At 35.3% G+C, this 16,127-nt stretch carries 15 protein-coding genes and 2 tRNA genes; 9 read left to right on the top strand and 8 right to left on the bottom strand.

Features of this window, described 5'->3' with window-relative positions:
* Positions 1–30: 30 nt before the first annotated feature.
* Positions 31–103 (bottom strand) — tRNA-Thr (locus ABWU36_RS02200).
* A 19-nt stretch (positions 104–122) separates the two neighbouring features.
* Here ABWU36_RS02200 and ABWU36_RS02195 point away from each other — a divergent pair.
* Genes ABWU36_RS02195 through pdxH form a run of 3 tightly spaced genes read left to right on the top strand, consistent with a single transcriptional unit; the run spans position 123 to position 1,787 of the window.
* On the top strand, positions 123–344 hold the full coding sequence (locus tag ABWU36_RS02195; RefSeq protein ID WP_253309551.1) for a hypothetical protein: 222 nt from the start codon (positions 123–125) through the stop codon (positions 342–344).
* 17 nt (positions 345–361) lie between these two features.
* A complete protein-coding gene (gene mutM, locus ABWU36_RS02190; protein WP_253309550.1) occupies positions 362–1,177 on the top strand; it encodes a bifunctional DNA-formamidopyrimidine glycosylase/DNA-(apurinic or apyrimidinic site) lyase in 816 nt (271 codons plus the stop codon).
* Positions 1,178–1,193: 16 nt separating this feature from the next.
* Positions 1,194–1,787 carry a pyridoxamine 5'-phosphate oxidase gene (pdxH, locus tag ABWU36_RS02185; RefSeq protein ID WP_253309549.1) on the top strand — a complete coding sequence of 198 codons (594 nt, stop codon included), beginning with the start codon at positions 1,194–1,196 and terminating at the stop codon, positions 1,785–1,787.
* 401 nt (positions 1,788–2,188) lie between these two features.
* Here the strand turns inward: pdxH and ABWU36_RS02180 are convergent, their stop codons facing one another.
* Entirely contained in the window at positions 2,189–2,908 is a 720-nt protein-coding gene (locus ABWU36_RS02180; RefSeq protein ID WP_353272942.1) for a helix-turn-helix domain-containing protein, read from the bottom strand.
* 197 nt (positions 2,909–3,105) lie between these two features.
* On the opposite strand from ABWU36_RS02180, the gene ABWU36_RS02175 reads away from it, so the two are divergent.
* Positions 3,106–3,978: a DNA-methyltransferase gene (locus tag ABWU36_RS02175; protein ID WP_353272941.1), complete on the top strand. Its 873-nt coding sequence runs from the start codon at positions 3,106–3,108 to the stop codon at positions 3,976–3,978.
* Between the two features lie 873 nt (positions 3,979–4,851).
* On the opposite strand, the gene ABWU36_RS02170 is transcribed toward ABWU36_RS02175, so the two are convergent.
* A tRNA-Met gene (locus ABWU36_RS02170) sits at positions 4,852–4,928 on the bottom strand.
* Between the two features lie 59 nt (positions 4,929–4,987).
* Here ABWU36_RS02170 and ABWU36_RS02165 point away from each other — a divergent pair.
* The 3 genes from ABWU36_RS02165 to ABWU36_RS02155 are packed head-to-tail and all read left to right on the top strand — an operon-like array spanning position 4,988 to position 10,012.
* Positions 4,988–7,171 carry a ComEC/Rec2 family competence protein gene (locus tag ABWU36_RS02165; RefSeq protein ID WP_353272940.1) on the top strand — a complete coding sequence of 728 codons (2,184 nt, stop codon included), beginning with the start codon at positions 4,988–4,990 and terminating at the stop codon, positions 7,169–7,171.
* Between the two features lie 34 nt (positions 7,172–7,205).
* A complete protein-coding gene (locus ABWU36_RS02160; protein ID WP_253309546.1) occupies positions 7,206–9,056 on the top strand; it encodes a hypothetical protein in 1,851 nt (616 codons plus the stop codon).
* A complete protein-coding gene (locus ABWU36_RS02155; protein ID WP_253309973.1) occupies positions 9,047–10,012 on the top strand; it encodes an RluA family pseudouridine synthase in 966 nt (321 codons plus the stop codon). The genes ABWU36_RS02160 and ABWU36_RS02155 overlap by 10 nt, the downstream gene beginning before the upstream one ends.
* Positions 10,013–10,189: 177 nt before the next feature.
* Here ABWU36_RS02155 and ABWU36_RS02150 read toward each other — a convergent pair whose 3' ends face one another.
* Positions 10,190–11,017: an EndoU domain-containing protein gene (locus tag ABWU36_RS02150; protein ID WP_253309545.1), complete on the bottom strand. Its 828-nt coding sequence runs from the start codon at positions 11,015–11,017 to the stop codon at positions 10,190–10,192.
* Positions 11,018–11,075: 58 nt separating this feature from the next.
* Positions 11,076–12,263, bottom strand: a complete 1,188-nt coding sequence (locus ABWU36_RS02145; RefSeq protein ID WP_265016494.1) for a phosphoglycerate kinase — start codon at positions 12,261–12,263, stop codon at positions 11,076–11,078.
* 80 nt (positions 12,264–12,343) lie between these two features.
* On the opposite strand from ABWU36_RS02145, the gene ABWU36_RS02140 reads away from it, so the two are divergent.
* Positions 12,344–12,652, top strand: a complete 309-nt coding sequence (locus ABWU36_RS02140; protein WP_264688372.1) for a hypothetical protein — start codon at positions 12,344–12,346, stop codon at positions 12,650–12,652.
* A gap of 94 nt (positions 12,653–12,746) precedes the next feature.
* Complete coding sequence (gene lepB / locus ABWU36_RS02135) at positions 12,747–13,493, top strand: signal peptidase I (protein WP_253309972.1); 747 nt, start codon at positions 12,747–12,749, stop codon at positions 13,491–13,493.
* Positions 13,494–13,500: 7 nt separating this feature from the next.
* Here lepB and hscA read toward each other — a convergent pair whose 3' ends face one another.
* Genes hscA through ABWU36_RS02120 form a run of 3 tightly spaced genes read right to left on the bottom strand, consistent with a single transcriptional unit; the run spans position 13,501 to position 16,118 of the window.
* Positions 13,501–15,285, bottom strand: a complete 1,785-nt coding sequence (gene hscA / locus ABWU36_RS02130) for a Fe-S protein assembly chaperone HscA (protein WP_353272939.1) — start codon at positions 15,283–15,285, stop codon at positions 13,501–13,503.
* Positions 15,263–15,721, bottom strand: a complete 459-nt coding sequence (locus tag ABWU36_RS02125; protein WP_253309542.1) for an iron-sulfur cluster co-chaperone HscB C-terminal domain-containing protein — start codon at positions 15,719–15,721, stop codon at positions 15,263–15,265. Before ABWU36_RS02125 ends, hscA begins: the two co-directional genes overlap by 23 nt.
* Positions 15,714–16,118 (bottom strand): HesB/IscA family protein, encoded by a 405-nt coding sequence (locus ABWU36_RS02120; RefSeq protein WP_264328899.1) that lies wholly within the window; start codon positions 16,116–16,118, stop codon positions 15,714–15,716. Before ABWU36_RS02120 ends, ABWU36_RS02125 begins: the two co-directional genes overlap by 8 nt.
* Positions 16,119–16,127 lie beyond the last annotated feature (9 nt).

Genomic DNA, 16,127 nt, shown 5'->3' with positions numbered 1-16,127 from the left:
AGTTATGCAATATTATAAGTGTAATCAGTGTGCCGTTACCAAGACTCGAACTTGGGACCTCGTCATTACCAATGACGTACTCTACCACCTGAGCTACAACGGCAAGTTTATACATTATGATAATGAATAATACAAAAAAGAATAAGGAAAAAGAAGAGGAGAAAAAAAGATTAGCGAAAGCTTTAAAGCAAAATATTTTGAAAAGAAAAAAGCAGCAACAGAGTAGACAAAGCAGACCCCTTTCAAAATTTGTTTGTGGTGAGGAATTTTTAGGAAGAAGCGCCGCAGAATACCCAAACGTATTTGAGGAAGCTTTAACGACAAAATTACCATCAGAAACTTAAGTTTTGAAGGAGGTATCATGCCAGAACTACCAGAAGTAGAAGTAATCTCTAACTTTTTGCTTGATAAAATTAAAAACAAGCAAATTAGCAATGTTATAGTTAATAATTGGAATTTACGTGCCCCAATAACAAAAAATATTGATGATATGCTAAAGGGCAAAGTCATACGCAACATCAAGCGTAGAGGTAAGTATACGATCTGGAATACAGATGGTAGTATGGCTGTAATCATACATCTTGGCATGAGCGGAAAGCTTATATATGCTGACCATGATCAAGTGCGGAATAAGCACGATCACGTGGTATTTTTATTTTCCGATAATACTTCAATAATCTTTAATGATCCAAGAAGATTTGGATTAGTTATTATTTTAAGCAAAGAACAAGAAATAAATTTTTTTGATGGTTTTGGAATAGAGCCCCTCACGGATGAATTCAGTGGAGACTATTTACAGGAGTTGCTGAAAAACAAAAAAGTGAATATCAAATCAGCATTAATGGACAATAAATTAATAGTTGGCGTAGGCAATATATATGCTTCTGAAAGTTTGTTTAGAGCCCGCATATCACCACTCAGGTCAGCAAAAGACTTGACCTATAGAGAGTGCGAAAAACTTGCTGCTGAAATAAAAAATACTCTGAGTGATGCAATTGCTGCAGGCGGTTCAACACTGAAAGATTATGCACAGCCATCTGGATCTGCTGGATACTTTCAAAATAACTTTTACGTATATGGTAAAGTTCAAAAACCTTGCAAAATCTGCAACAATATCATAACACTTATACGACAAAATGGCCGTAGCACTTATTTCTGCAACGTATGTCAGAATTAAGATTTTATTTTTGAATATGACATTTTTACCTGAAAAAGATCCGATTAACTTGTTTTCAAAGTGGTATGAAGAAGTACTTAATTCTCCGTGTAAACAACCAACTGCAATGACGCTAGCAACTTGTAGCAAAGACTGCATTCCATCTGCAAGAGTAGTATTACTAAAGGAATATAGTAAAGAAGGTTTTGTGTTCTTCACTAACATAAATAGTAGAAAAGGAAAAGAACTGACCGAGAACCCTAAAGCTGCATTAGTGTTTCACTGGATAGAATTTGCTAGGCAAGTGCGAATTGAAGGAGATGTTAAACTTCTAAACGATGAAAGAACTGACAAATACTTCTCTTCTCGAGCGCGCGATAGTCAAATTAGCGCATGGTGCTCAAAACAATCGAGCATTCTGAAAGATTGGCAAGATTTTGAGCAAGCTATAAAATTGAAGGAGAAAGAATTTTACAATACACAAGTTTCTCGTCCTGACTTTTGGGTGGGATTTTGCGTAATCCCAAAAGTAATTGAATTTTGGCAAGAAGGTGAATATAGGAGACACACTAGGTTTAGATATACTCTTGTTGAGGGAAGCAATTGGAAAATAGAGCAATTATATCCCTAGCTACATTCGTTGTTGCAGACCCTTCTTAATTTACCATTGAGAATTGGATGACACCCTACTAATCCGAATTCTGGATTAAGGATAAAAAAGAGCAAATAACTTATAATTTTATAGCTAAAGTGACTTAGGTTTACCAATAATTTGAAAAACAACAAATTCGTCATTCCGCTACTTGTTAGCGGAATCTATCCTTGGCGGTATGACGTAGGGAAACCTTTCTTGGGTTAGTTATAGAAGGTTAAGAATTTTTCATTGGACAGGCTTCTTATACTTTTGGTGAGGTTAAATTTTGAAGTGAAAATTTTAATAAACAGCAAATAAACAAGTTTATCAAAAAAAGAGTTAAATGTTAGGGTTTTCAGCATTCCGGACAATTTAAAATCAACCTGGGATGGAGGAAGTTAGTGGCGGTCACATACTCTTTCATCACAATGATAAAGAAGCTTACCTTTATCTCTGACGTATTTTAAAGGAATTTTGGGATTATTGATGTCTTTACCACCAGTATCATGCCATTTCTTTTCCCATGTAATATAATATGGTTCAAGGTCTTGCGGCGTTAATTTATATATTTCTTTTAGCTCTATTCCTTCATAAATAGCAAATACCCAATCCACCTTTCGGTATTTTGCAATTATTGTAGGATTCATATGATGATGAGTAGAAAAGCTTTTTGTAAGAAGAGCATTTACTGATTTAAGCTCATATTCATTACCATACTCATCAATGACATCATTTCTCTCGCGTGCTGGAAGAATAGTGAGTCCAGTTAGTAATAAGACTTGTAGGATTTTTCCGCCGTTATCCTGAAAGATATCATTTATACCATGCTTAACAGCAAACTCCTGATACTTCCGTATATGAGGAAATATATCTTTCAGACATTTTCTGTCTTGATCCTGATTTAGAAGTGCAGTAGGTTCAACACCAAGGGCATCTGCTATACGCTCAACATTATCTATAGAGATATTTCTCTCACCACGTTCAACGGAGCCTATATATGTTCTGTGTAATTCACATAAATCAGCAAGAGTTTCTTGGGAAAGCCCTTTTATATTTCTTATCTTTCGTATATTCTGGGAAAGAAGTAACCGCAAAGATTGTTTTTTTATTTTTGTCATCTTTGTAAGATAATAGTTGACAATTATAAGTCTACAGACTATAAGTATCTTTCATATGGTGCACATATTGGAAAAATTTAAATTTAATAGTAAACCCACATATATTACAGATAGGGGAGCTGCATATTGTGGAGACTCTCTTAACCTATTGCCACAATTACCAGACAATAGCTTAGACCTCGTAATCACCGTTTGCTTTGCAAAGAAAAAAAGAATACGGAAATGAATCCCAAGCCGAATATGTTGCCTGGCTTAGTCGATTTGCAAAATTAGTACATAGCAAACTCAAAGATACAGGCAGTTTTGTACTTGATTTAGGTGGGGCTTATGAAAAGGGCGTGCCATCCAGAAGTTTATATAATTTTAGAGTGCTTATGCATTTCTGTGATGACATAGGCTTTTTTCTTGCACAAGATTTTTATTGGTATAATTCTTCTAAATTGCCAAGTCCAATTGAATGGGTAAACAAGAGAAAAATCAGAGCAAAAGATTCTGTTAATACAGTATGGTGGTTCAGCAAAACTGAGTGGCCTAAAGCAGATGTCACAAAGGTGCTAGTGGAATATAGTAGCCGCATGAAAAAACTTATCGAGAACCCAAAGGCTTATTATACTCCAAAAGAACGACCATCAGGACATAATATTGGTAGTAGCTTTGGTAAAGATAATGGAGGAGCTATTCCATCAAATCTTTTGCAGATTCCCAATTCAGAATCTAACAGCCAGTATCTTGCTGCATGTAAGGAACTAGGTGTAAAAGAGCATCCAGCTCGATTCCCTGCTAAATTACCTCAATTTTTTATTCAGTTTCTAACACAACCAGGAGATGTTGTTTTAGATATTTTTGCTGGTTCTAACACAACAGGTTTTGTATGTGAGCAAGAAGACCGTTACTGGTTAGCATTTGAAGAAAATAGAGAATATCTTGCTGCATCTGCTTTTAGGTTCTTAAAAAAAGAATGCTCAAAAGAAACTATTTATCAACGCATTGTTCATGGTGAAGAGCAAGTGTTAAAGGCTAAGCAGTCTGTATTGGATCCTAAGTTCACTCAGCGGTCATTAGTAGTTTAGTTATGCTCTTTGTTCGTATCCGTTCAGCGGAGCGGCAAAATAAGGTAGACAAGGTAGTATAAAAAGATAACCATAGAGTAAAAGTGAGTTTACAACAAATGCCAGTGCGTGACACTGGGATGACAAAAAAGGGGCTACTCGGATGACAAAAAAAGGAGCACTGGAATGACAGCAGCCCTACGTCATACCGCCGCGGTATCTCTTAACATAGATCCCGCTAACAAGTAGCGGGATGACGAATATACCGCCACGAACCGTCATACCGCTGCGGTATCTCTTAGCCGCTAACAAGCAGCAGACCGTCATACCGCGATTCATTCGCGGTATCTCATCCGCTAACAAGTAGCGGGATACTTGACCTTTACAGGGATGACGGTTGTCGGTAGGCCTAAATTACTTTAGCTACAAACATTAAGAAATTTACCAAATGAAAAAAAAGGCAAAAGAAGCCCTAGTCACTGTCTATTTTCTGTATTGGCGTTTTTTAAGTCTTAAACACTGCAATTTAGCTGCTTTTAAGTGCAACTCACCTTATCTTAAATGTTTAAGAAATTTACTAAGCAGAAAAAAAAGGCAAAGAAATCCCGTGTTAGCTAGTTGTCACTCTCTAATCCTGCAAATCGGCGTTCTATACTGTCTTAAACGACTTATAAGCGCGTTTCAGCTTGTGTAGGTAAAAACCCAGAAATGTTGTGAAGACATAAGGTGCACATAGTGCAAAAAATTAAAAATAAGACGCCAACTACGTTGTTTTTTGCTGTTTAATCTGCACAGATGAAGATAACTGAATACCTTCAGTATTATGATAAGGGGACTGGGGGAATTTGTCAAGTAGTTTCTACCTGAAACCACAATATTCGCACAGTTGGAAAATGGTTGCGGGAGTAGGATTTGAACCTACGGCCTTCAGGTTATGAGCCTGACGAGCTACCGAGCTGCTCCATCCCGCGTCGTTGTTTATTTAGCTATTATACTTGCAATTATAGGATATACAAGGATAAAATCCGCTATGGGTCGTATATTAGTATATTTATTAACTTTTTTTGACATAATAGTTAGCTATATACGTCATAACCTACGTAATGAAAAATATAACTTGATACTGTGGTTTCCTGTGTGTCAGTGTGTAGGGATTTTAACCTATTTTTCCCTAAGTTTTGAACCAAGCTGCATTTTCACTATATCTATTTTTCTTTTGCTTCCACCTACACTAACTCTGATTGCGATACTGCACAAAAGGTACACAATACTATGCATTGCTTTAATTGCAGTGCTCATAGGATTTACAGCTAGTAAATTAAGAACAGCTTTAGTTGATACTCAAATTCTTGATAAAGAGAGATACGTAAAAGATATAATTGCCACAGTGAAGGACATTAATGACAGGGGCTCATACAAACAATTTCTGCTTTCTGTCTCTACTATCTCAAAATCCTCTCCTGTCATCCCAGCACCCCCTTTTGTCATCCCAGTACTTGATACTGGGATCCAGAAAAAAAAGATATGGATTCCAGCGTTACGCGCTGGAATGACACCGGATAGAGCTCTAGATAACATCAGAATATCAGTTAGAACCAAAGTGGAAAAAGGCATTAAAATAGGCGATCAAGTAAAATTATCAGCAAAACTCTTCCCTCTAAAGATTGCGCCCTCGGAGCATGCATATGATTTTGCAAGAATAGCATATTATCAGAAAATAAGTGCAACAGGTTTTGCAACAAGCAAAATAGCTTTGCACAAAAAGGCTGAAGCAAGGAAATTTCAAGAATATATAGAATCTTTCCGTCAATACATTTATGAAAACCTGCAGCAAAATATTAAAAAACCACATGCAGACATAATTTCTGCATTACTAATCGGCAAAAAGGACGGAATAGACCAAAAAACTATGGATGCGATAAGAGATTCAGGTATAGCACATTTGTTTGCCATATCTGGTTTGCATTTATCATTTGTTGCTGGCCTGTTTTTTATAGTGTTTCGTAATTTATTCGCAATATCTGAAACTTTGACTCTTAAGTATAACACCAAGAAAATATCTGCATTCCTTACTATCTTGCCAACCACGTTTTATTTGTTGATTACCGGTATGCAAATTTCTGCTCAGCGTGCCTACATCATGGTGATTTTAGTACTCGTTGCAATAATGATAGAGAGAAAATATCGAGGGTTAATAGCAATTGCGTTTGCTGCTGCAGTGATACTCTCAGTAGAACCAGAAGCAATTTTAAAGCCAGGCTTTCAGATGTCATTTTCTGCGGTTTTGGCACTGGTTGCCAGTTATCAAATTAATGCTAATAAATTGTTCAAAATAAAAATAATGAAATATTTTGTGTCGATAATGATCAGCTCAGTAATAGCAAGTTTAGCAACTGTTCCGTACACGATATACAATTTTAATTATTTTTCAATTAGTGGTATTATCACAAATTTAGTTGCTATACCAATAGTTACATTAATTATTATTCCACTTGGAATAATTTATGTCTTATTGATTCCTTTAGGTATTGAATGGATTATAGCGCCATTTATAGAGCGCCCAATTGACAGTATCTTGTATATAACAAATGCAATCGCTAGTCTTCAGTATTTGGTTATTCCCATTCGTACTTTTCCTGCCTCATCAATTATTATCATAACACTTGGTTTATTGTGGCTGTGCTTGTGGGAAAGAAATTGGCGTTTCTTCGGAATTTTCTTTATTGTACTAGGTATTTGCTTTAGCACCGCATATAAAACCCCCGACATCCTAATAAATGCTGATAATGTTGCTGCAAAGGAGAGTGATAACTTACTATATTCTCTCACCAGAAAAAATAGGAACTTTGTTGTCAAAACATGGGCGAAACAAAATGGGCAGAACCAAATTTTGAATCATACAAAATATAGCAATCCAGATAAAAGACTAAAGTGCAACGATTATGGCTGTATATATAATAAAGGAAATAATAAATCAGTACTGCTTGCTTATAAAAAAGAAGATATTTCAGAAAATTGTGATAAAGTTGATTTAATAATTCAATTAAGTGAATTCGACTATTCAGTTTGTAATACTAGAACTATTAAATACACCAATCTAAAAACATATGGCACACATTCAATTTGGTTAACAAATCGTTACGTAAAGATTAATAAAGTGCGCTCTAACCGGCCTTGGCATAAGTTAAAAAGCTTGATTTTAAAGTGTTGTTAACAATAATTAATTAAATTTAAATGTAAGGAAATTTATGTATTTAGGTACTCAAGAAGGAAATTCTTTAAACCTCAACCTAACTCATGATCATAATGTAGCCAGAATAAATGATGCCATTGGTTTTCTCCCTAAAGCATGGCATGCAGCAAAAAAATATTCTGTAAATAATACCCTACCTATAGCAGTTGTGAACACTTGGCTTCAATTTTCTCTAGCCTACATAACTGCAATGGTAATAACCCTTAACGATTTAAGCTTTATTGCTACTTTTAACCCAACATTAATGCCAACTTACTTTCTGGTTTCTGTTATTTTTGGAGTAGTTTTATTAACCTCTCTTGCTCTAAGATATATATACAAGCAAGAAATAAAAGATGAGAAATCAAAAGATGGTGATAGCCCAATAGATATAAAGATTAGAGGTGGAAAAAGTGATGAAATAAATGAGATTGCTCAAAATGCATTAACAATAGAAATTGTTCCTGATTTGGTCGATAAAAAGCAAGGTTTTTCAATAATTTTACCAATCTCTGAAAAACAGGGAGAAATATTAGAAAACAAAAGACAAGAGAATAGAAATAAAGTTATTTTGCTTACTGTGCCATATGTGCTGAGCGGTCTAATTGTAGCTGGTGCATTGATACAAAATAAATTTAGCTTTGCCAATGTTCATGGTTGGGAAGAATGGGGTTTCATTGCATTCGTGAGTGCTGTCTTCATTGTTGGAATATGTATAGCATTGAGTAAATTAAAAAGTAATGAAGTAAATAACGCATGCAATATTGTTAAAAAATTCGATAATGTGGATATTTTACTCCCATGGAGAAAAGGTAGTGTTGTATCAGTAATGGAGAATAAATTTAAGAGTGAAGAGGAGAATGATCCGATATCTCGATTGGGAAGATTAGTTAATAGACACCTAACTGACTTTATTGATAAAATTTGCTGTTTATTTAAGAACGATCTTTTAAAGCCTGCAAATATTAACATTAAAGAAACGCTTGGCAGTATAGGGAAGGATCTCAAAGCTTTACTTGATAAATTAGAAAAAGATATAAAGAAAAATGTGGATGAGGTGAAAACAACTGCTAGTAAAGAAATAACTGACTGCCTGAAAAATATTAGTAAAAGTGTGGATGTTCTGTGTAAAGAAGTTAGCGGAGACGTAAAAGGTAAACTGAGTGAAGTGGACGTAGAAAAGGTAATGAGTTTAGTAAACAACTTGAGTAATCTAGCAGAGACTTTAGAAGATAGAATATCTAGACTTAAACCTGGAGCCCGTATGGGATTATCCGGAGCGACTTTTGCAGATGAAAGATTACCTAACGCACCTAATAACCCCAACCCTCAACAAAATGGGCAAGGAAGCAGTAGTCAATCTAATACTGATCGATCTGCAAATAAAGATATGCAAACTAGTACTAATGAATCTGCAGATCAAGAGATACAGACACAGTTATTAGAAGAACACAACCGACCAAGTGAGCCTGATAATGAAGATAATACTGATCAATTAGTAGATGAAGAGAAGAAGCTACAAGAAAAAATGGCAGTCTTAGAAAAACAAGACAGAGTAAGGCAGCTGAAAAAAGATTTATTTGAACGAGAAAAAACAGATGAATGGAAAGAAAAAATCAACGGCAAACCAAGTGACTTTCTATATTATTTATTAGAATCTATTAAGCTGGAAGAAAAAGATAATAAAGAAGAAAAGGTTGAGGCAACACTACGGGATTTTGATAACAAGATAATAATTCACTGGAAAGATGGCTCTCAAACAACTTGCCATATTAAAAAACAAGGTGATCTTCCTAGTACAAAAGTTGATTTCGTAAATCAAAATATTCAAGCAGCATGGGAAATGGCGCGGGGTAAATCACTATAGATCACTCAGTAATAACCTTAAGTGTTAATAATGATAAGGAGAAATTAAGGCTAGATATCTACGTAGCTGAAAAGTGCAACATATCACGCAGTAAAGCTCAAAGATTGATACAAAATGAGCAGGTGAAATTACTTGGCATACCGATAATTAATAATGATCACATAGTAAAACCAGGTGAAGAGTATGTGGTGCATCTCGTTCAACCTGACATATCCACATCAATTGAGCCTAATTATGACATAAAACTTGATATCGTCTATGAAGATGAGGACATTATAGTTCTGAGTAAACAAAGTGGATTAACAGTGCACCCTGGTGCTGGGACAAACAATGATACGCTCTTGAACGCAGTTATCGCTCACCTTGATGTAAGACCAAGAATTGTTCATAGACTCGATAAAGATACCAGTGGGCTGATGGTAATTGCAAAAAATGAGGAAGCCCATAGTTTTTTGTCTGAGTTGTTATCAAATCGTAAAGTAAAGCGGGAATACTTAGCAGTAGTTTGGGGAACATTGTCTACTCAACAAGGAACGATAAAGACTAACATTGCTCCAAAGCGTGGTAATAAAGAAATGATGTGTGTAACAAAAATCACAGGCAAATTAGCAATCACTCACTATTTAGTGCAGAAAGTTATAGGACAAGTAAGCCTGGTTAAATGCACTTTAGAGACAGGTAGAACACACCAAATTCGAGTCCACATGAGCCACATAGGACATTCCATAGTTGGTGATCAAGTTTACGGAAAAAATAGTAGTAAAAGCACAAAATATGCTAAAAACTCTAGTTTCATTCATAATTTCAATAGGCAAGCACTACATGCTTATACACTGGGCTTATACCACCCAAAAAGTAAGGAATACATGGAATTTGTCTCTGATTTACCGCAAGATATAAAAACTTTAATTGGTGAGTTTGAAAATATACCTAAGAAAGGTTTACCTGATTTTTGAAGTAACGGCATCATTGCTGGTATAGCTAACCCAAGAAAGGTTTCCCTACGTCATACCGCGATTCATTCGCGGTATCTCTAGATCCCGCTAACGAGCAGCGGGATGACGAATTTTTGTTTTTCAAATTGTAGGTAAACCTAAGCCACTTTAGCTATATATATCTTTGGCTGAAATAAATTAAGATTTACTGCAGCTACAATAAGTACTCTTATCATCACATTTTGGTGTTAAGTCGGGATAGAACGTGAGTATAGCATCATTCTTTCTTACAAACACTGATTGATAATTGTCATCTTCCATTTCATATAGGCACATTCCATCTTTTCCTAATTCCTTGAACGCCTTAGTTGCAGAAATTAAAATATCATCGGCATGAAGGTTATATGCGTATCCATTTGGGCATTTAACTTTCACTTCCCCATCCTTACCCAAATATTTCATTCCAAATGTATAAACTGGTGGCTTAATATCTGATTTATTGCATAGGGACTTATCATTCCAAATTGCACCTGCCCATTTATCTTCTTGAGCTTCAACATATCTACCTACAAAATGCATACCACCTAATTTATCGTTTGGCTCACCACAAAAAATATGTCCAAACCCTATAGTTTCTTTTTCACTTTCACTATTTGTAAACCAAATGTTAGCCAGTTCATCTTTAAATAACTCCAAATCCGCATCTGGCGTAATCACTTGATGATCAAGCTTATCATATATTCCTTTCACTACTTCTTGATGCTGCGGACAACTAAGTAAAATTTTGAAATCTTCTTTATCTGGATGTGCTCCCCAATCTCCACAAACTTTCAACACTCCTCTATCGAAGTCAGTTAATTCTGGAAACGGTGGTATATAACCTGGTTGTGAACTGAAAAATGGTTCAAAATTGACCTTAACATTTTCTTCTACATAACTGGTGTGAAAATAATGATCCTTAATATAAAAAATAAATCCTATTATTGGTATTATTAAACACAAAATTAGTTTAACTGTCTTCGACATAATCACGTTCACAAAAAAGCTAGCTTATAAGAAACAATTTAAAAAAGTTTTAATCTAATCATTTTTGCAGAGCAGCAACTCCCGGCATTTCATCACCACCCAGCCAACTTAAAAACGCTCCTCCACCAGTGGAAACATATGTAAAATCCTTATCGGTAAGGCCTGCAGCGCTTATTGCAGATAGACTATCACCTCCCCCTATTATGCTGGTTAACTTTCCTTTGTGCGTTAAGTCACTTACGACTTTCATTACCCCTATTGTACCACTTGCAAAAGCTGAATGTTCAAAAACACCAATAGGTCCATTCCACAGCAGAGTCTTACTGCTTGCTATTATACTGCTTATTGTACTCAAAGTTTGTGGTCCGATATCCAAAATTATATCACCGTCCAAAATGGACTCAGTTCTTCTTGAAATACTAGTGCTGTAATCAGAGTTTACTGCAACCAGAACGTCTTCTGGCACAACTATTTTGCAATTGTTTTTATTTGCTGTTTCAACAATATTATGTAGAAGGTCGTCAACACCATTTTGAAAGAAAGATTTTCCTATATTTACTTTGCTAAATAACAAAAAATTATTAGCAATTGCACCTCCGAGAACTAGGTAATCAACCTTTTCTGTTAGCTTTATAAGCATTTTTATCTTAGTTGACATTTTGGCTCCCCCAACTATCGCAGTAATAGGTTTAGCTTTAAACGATACAGCTTTTTCAAGATACTTTAGCTCATCTTGTAAGCAAAATCCCGCGTAGGAAGGTAAAAACTCTGTAATGCGTGAAATAGAAGCGTGAGCTCTGTGAGAGCAAGAAAATGCATCATTTACATATATATCCGCTAGAGATGCTAGTTGTTTGGCAAAATTTGAGTCACTCTGCTCTTCCTCTTTATAAAATCTTAGATTCTCTAGTAATATTATATCTCTTGCATCCATAGCACTCACTGCTTTTTGCACTTTTTCACCAACGCAATCATCAATGAATTTCACTTTTTTATTTAGTAACTGCGATAAAGTGTCAATTACATTTTTTAGCGACAGATTATTGTCTCTGGCCTTTGGGCGTCCGAAATGCGATATAATAATAATCTTTGCACTTGCATTCACTAAATACTCAATAGTAGGCAATGCTCTCAAAATACGAGTGACGTCACGAATTTCTCCATCTTTTATAGGAACATTGAAGTCAACTCTGAGTAAGACGGTTTTATTGTGAAGATCACAATTTTCTATACTAGGTATATTCATTGTAAAACTAAAGCTATAAAGCCACTATACAGCAGTTTGACCTAAAGTAAAGTTTTAAGTTTACGAACGTTTAAGGAAATTTGCATCCAGATGGTGTCATGAAAGTAGCTGACACTGGTTCACTCTATAATGGTGTCATCCAAGTAGCCGACACTGGGATCCAGGTTGCTTACAAGCAAATTAGCATAGAAAGTGGTTACAACGTTTTCGATGAGATTGCAGGAACCAGTGTCAGCTACTTGGATGACACCATTCTTTTTTCTGGATCTCAGTGTCAGCTACTTTCATCTGCCACCTGCAAATTGCAATGTTCGTACAGTTATGTGTCACGCTACTTGGATGACACCGTTGAAAGAAATGAACCGCCTTTTCAAAATTGTTTTGAATAGAGGAATAACATTCACAAGTAAAATTTCATATTACCATTTTTTAATTTATGTATTATAATAAGCTTAATCTATAAGAAAAACAAAGTTGGAAAAGTTGGAAGAACTAAGCAAAAACTGGGTGATAAGAACGGGAAGATTTTTATCTTCATTGTTTTTTTTACTGTTGATTGCGCTATCAATACGTAGTTTTTTATTCGAGCCATTTCATATACCTTCTGGTTCAATGAAAAGCACCCTACTTGAAGGGGATTACATTTTTACTAGTAAATATTCATACGGTTACAGTAAACACTCATTTCCATTTTCTCCAAACATTTTTAGCGGCAGGATTTTTTATACCCCTCCAAAGCGTGGCGACATAGTAGTTTTCAAACCCACAAGAAACGACAGTATCCGATTTGTTAAGCGAGTAATAGGAACACCAGGCGACAAAGTGCAAATGATAGAGGGAGAATTATACCTAAATGATCAGAAAGTAGAGCGAAGGCAAATTGAAAGTTTTTTTGATTATGAGTCAAATCGTAACATACCAAGATATATAGAAACGCTTTTAAGTGGCAAGGAGCATGAGATTTTGGTAGATAACATTTCTAATAAGCTATCATATAACACTACGGTTTATTATGTACCTAACGATCAATTTTTTGTTATGGGAGACAATAGAAATAATTCTTTGGATAGCAGGTTTCCTGAGGTTGGTTTTGTACCAATGGAAAATATCATTGGGCGTGTAAGTATAGTTGGTTTATCGTTTAAATTGGGGAAGGTCGATTGGTTACCATTTAATTTCAGGTTACCTGTTGCTTTGAGATTAAATAGGGTATTGCACAAGGTTGTGTAAGCTTTTTCTACCTATTTGTTAATTCACATAACTCTAAAGAAGAATTTTCTAACTCGGCGATAGTGTTGTTAATTTCATTCAAGTCATTGCCTTGTAAAGCGTTTTTTGCATTTTGTAATAGGTTTTTCAACTTTTGATCAGTGGAAAGGTTATTATTGTTTTCAACCAAGTGTATGAGTTTATTTCCATTAATTTTAGCACCTGCAAGGGAACGAGCCTTCATATCTTCATCAAAGCTGTTTATTGACTGGTTAACCATATTTTGAACATCAGCTTCACTCAAGCCAAAACTTGAATTTACTTTAACTGTCTGCTCAATTCCAGTAGTTTTTTCTCTTGCAGTAACAGTCAAGATCCCGTCAACGTTAACTGTAAATTCTATTTCAACTCTTGCAGAACCTGCAGGCAGTGGCGGTATACCTTTTAGTTCAAACTGCGCTAGAGATTTGTTATCCTCGATCATTTCACGTTCTCCCTGACAAACGTGAATTTTCATTGCTGGTTGCCCATCAACATAAGTTGTAAACTCTTTTATCTCTGAAACTGGTAGTGGTGTATTTCTTGGTATGATTTTTTCAACTATGCCTCCCATAGTTTCTATGCCAAGTGATAAAGGTAAAACATCCAGGAGAATATTCTTATCTTTTGAGCTCGAAGTTAAATCATGAGCCTGCAGAGCTGCTCCCATGACAACTGCTTTATCTGGATCCACGTCATTCAGTACTTTATTTCCAAAGAGCTTGACTAGTGAATTTTGAACCAATGGTGTTCTAGTTGCACCACCAACTAAAATTACTCCTTTTATATCATCAATTTTAAGATCTATGTCGCTTATAGTACGAGTGACTATATTGATAGTCTTATTAACTAAAGGACTTATTGCCTGTTCGAACTTCTCTCTAGTTATTTCACATTCAAATGGCTTGCCGTTAATGTTAAAGCCAAAAGTGCCTGATGCATTTTCACTTAAGTATTCTTTCGCGGTACGGATATTGCAGGTTCCAGCGTTATGTGTTGGAATGACATTAAGGTGTGTTGTCGACTCCTTGTTTAAACCTACTTTTTCTCTATACTTATCAAGTACAATTGAACTCAGAAGATGATCAAAATCATCACCGCCGAGTTTGGTATCACCACCAACCGCAAGGACTTGAAACACTCCTTGATGTAATTTCAATATTGAAATATCAAATGTTCCTCCACCAAGGTCGTAAACTGCATATATTCCGCTGCTGTTGTTCTTTTCAATGGAGTAAGAAAGTGCAGCAGCAGTTGGTTCATTAACGAGACGAAGAACTTCTATGCCAGCTAATTTTGCTGCATATTTAGTTGCGTTACGTGCTGAATCGTCAAAGTAAGCTGGCACAGTGATCACTGCTTTTTTTACTTCCATTCCTGTAGACTTTTTCACCCTCTCGCATAAAGCTTTTAATATCTCAGCAGAAATCTCAACAGGAGTAAGATACTTTTCCTCTGAGCATTTTACTCTAATAACTTTTTCACTTTCGTTATCTATTTCAAAATTGAGGCCTTCTTTATTTAATTCTTCAACACTTTCACCCATTAAACGCTTTATTGAGTAGATTGCATTTTGACCGACGTCACAGCCAGTTTTCAATGTATTATTTTCATACGAAATAACAGAAGGCAGTAGCTCTCTTCCCTGCTCATCTTTAAATATCTCCACGTTGCCAGCTTTATTTACCATAGCAATTAAAGAGTTAGTAGTGCCAAGATCTATACCAAAAACTACTTCACTTGAATTTGGTTCAGAAATTTGAATTGGTTGCATTCTTTTTCACCTCCTCAAATGACTTATATAAATATTTCAATCTTAAGACTTGTGTAGCAGCTCCATCAAAATTCTTTACAGCAAAAGTGTTAATTAGGTTTTTAACGCAATCTTTTATTTTTTCATCAACCATCCTACTTGCAAATTGTAGATCATCGCAGTCCAGCAAATATTCTCTTATTTCCATTGATTCATTTAATATTTCAGAATTTGGATGATCCTTTGGGCTTTCCACACCAAAAAGATTCAACAAATGCTCGGCACGTTTTAGAGGTGACTTTAGCACCTGATAAGCTTTGTTAATATTAATTATATTTTTAGATTGTCCTTCGTTTATATCAGTCCTGCTTAGCTCAATATATTTTTTCTCTAACTCATCAAAGCTGATATTGAAAGTTGGTTCAATTTCAAACAATGTAAAATAGCTGCTAGACATGAAAACTCTCTCCACAACCACATTTTCCTTTCTCATTAGGATTTTTGAAAACAAAACCCGATGAAAATTTTTCTTCTACATAATCCATTTCAGAGCCAAGAATAAACATGACAGATTTTGGATCGATCAACACTTTAACTTTTTGGTCATCACTGCAGTTTTCCTCAATTATCGACTCTAAAGGACGAGTATCATATGCATATTCAATATCATATTTTAAACCAGAACATCCTTTTTGTTTAATTAGCACTCTTATTCCTATTGCTTCTTCCGGTTTCTCAAGGTTAGTATGCTTCTTTTGGTCCAATAAATACCTTATCCTTTCTACTGCTTTCGCAGTTATAGTAATAAGTTTTTTATCTTTCTTTATAGCGTTTACTCCTTGATATTCACTCATGCTTTAGTT

The organism is Wolbachia endosymbiont (group A) of Portevinia maculata (genome assembly GCF_964028525.1).
Classification (GTDB): domain Bacteria; phylum Pseudomonadota; class Alphaproteobacteria; order Rickettsiales; family Anaplasmataceae; genus Wolbachia.
The sequence above is the reverse complement of the archived record's forward strand: the minus strand, read 5'-3'. Positions and strand labels throughout refer to the sequence as shown.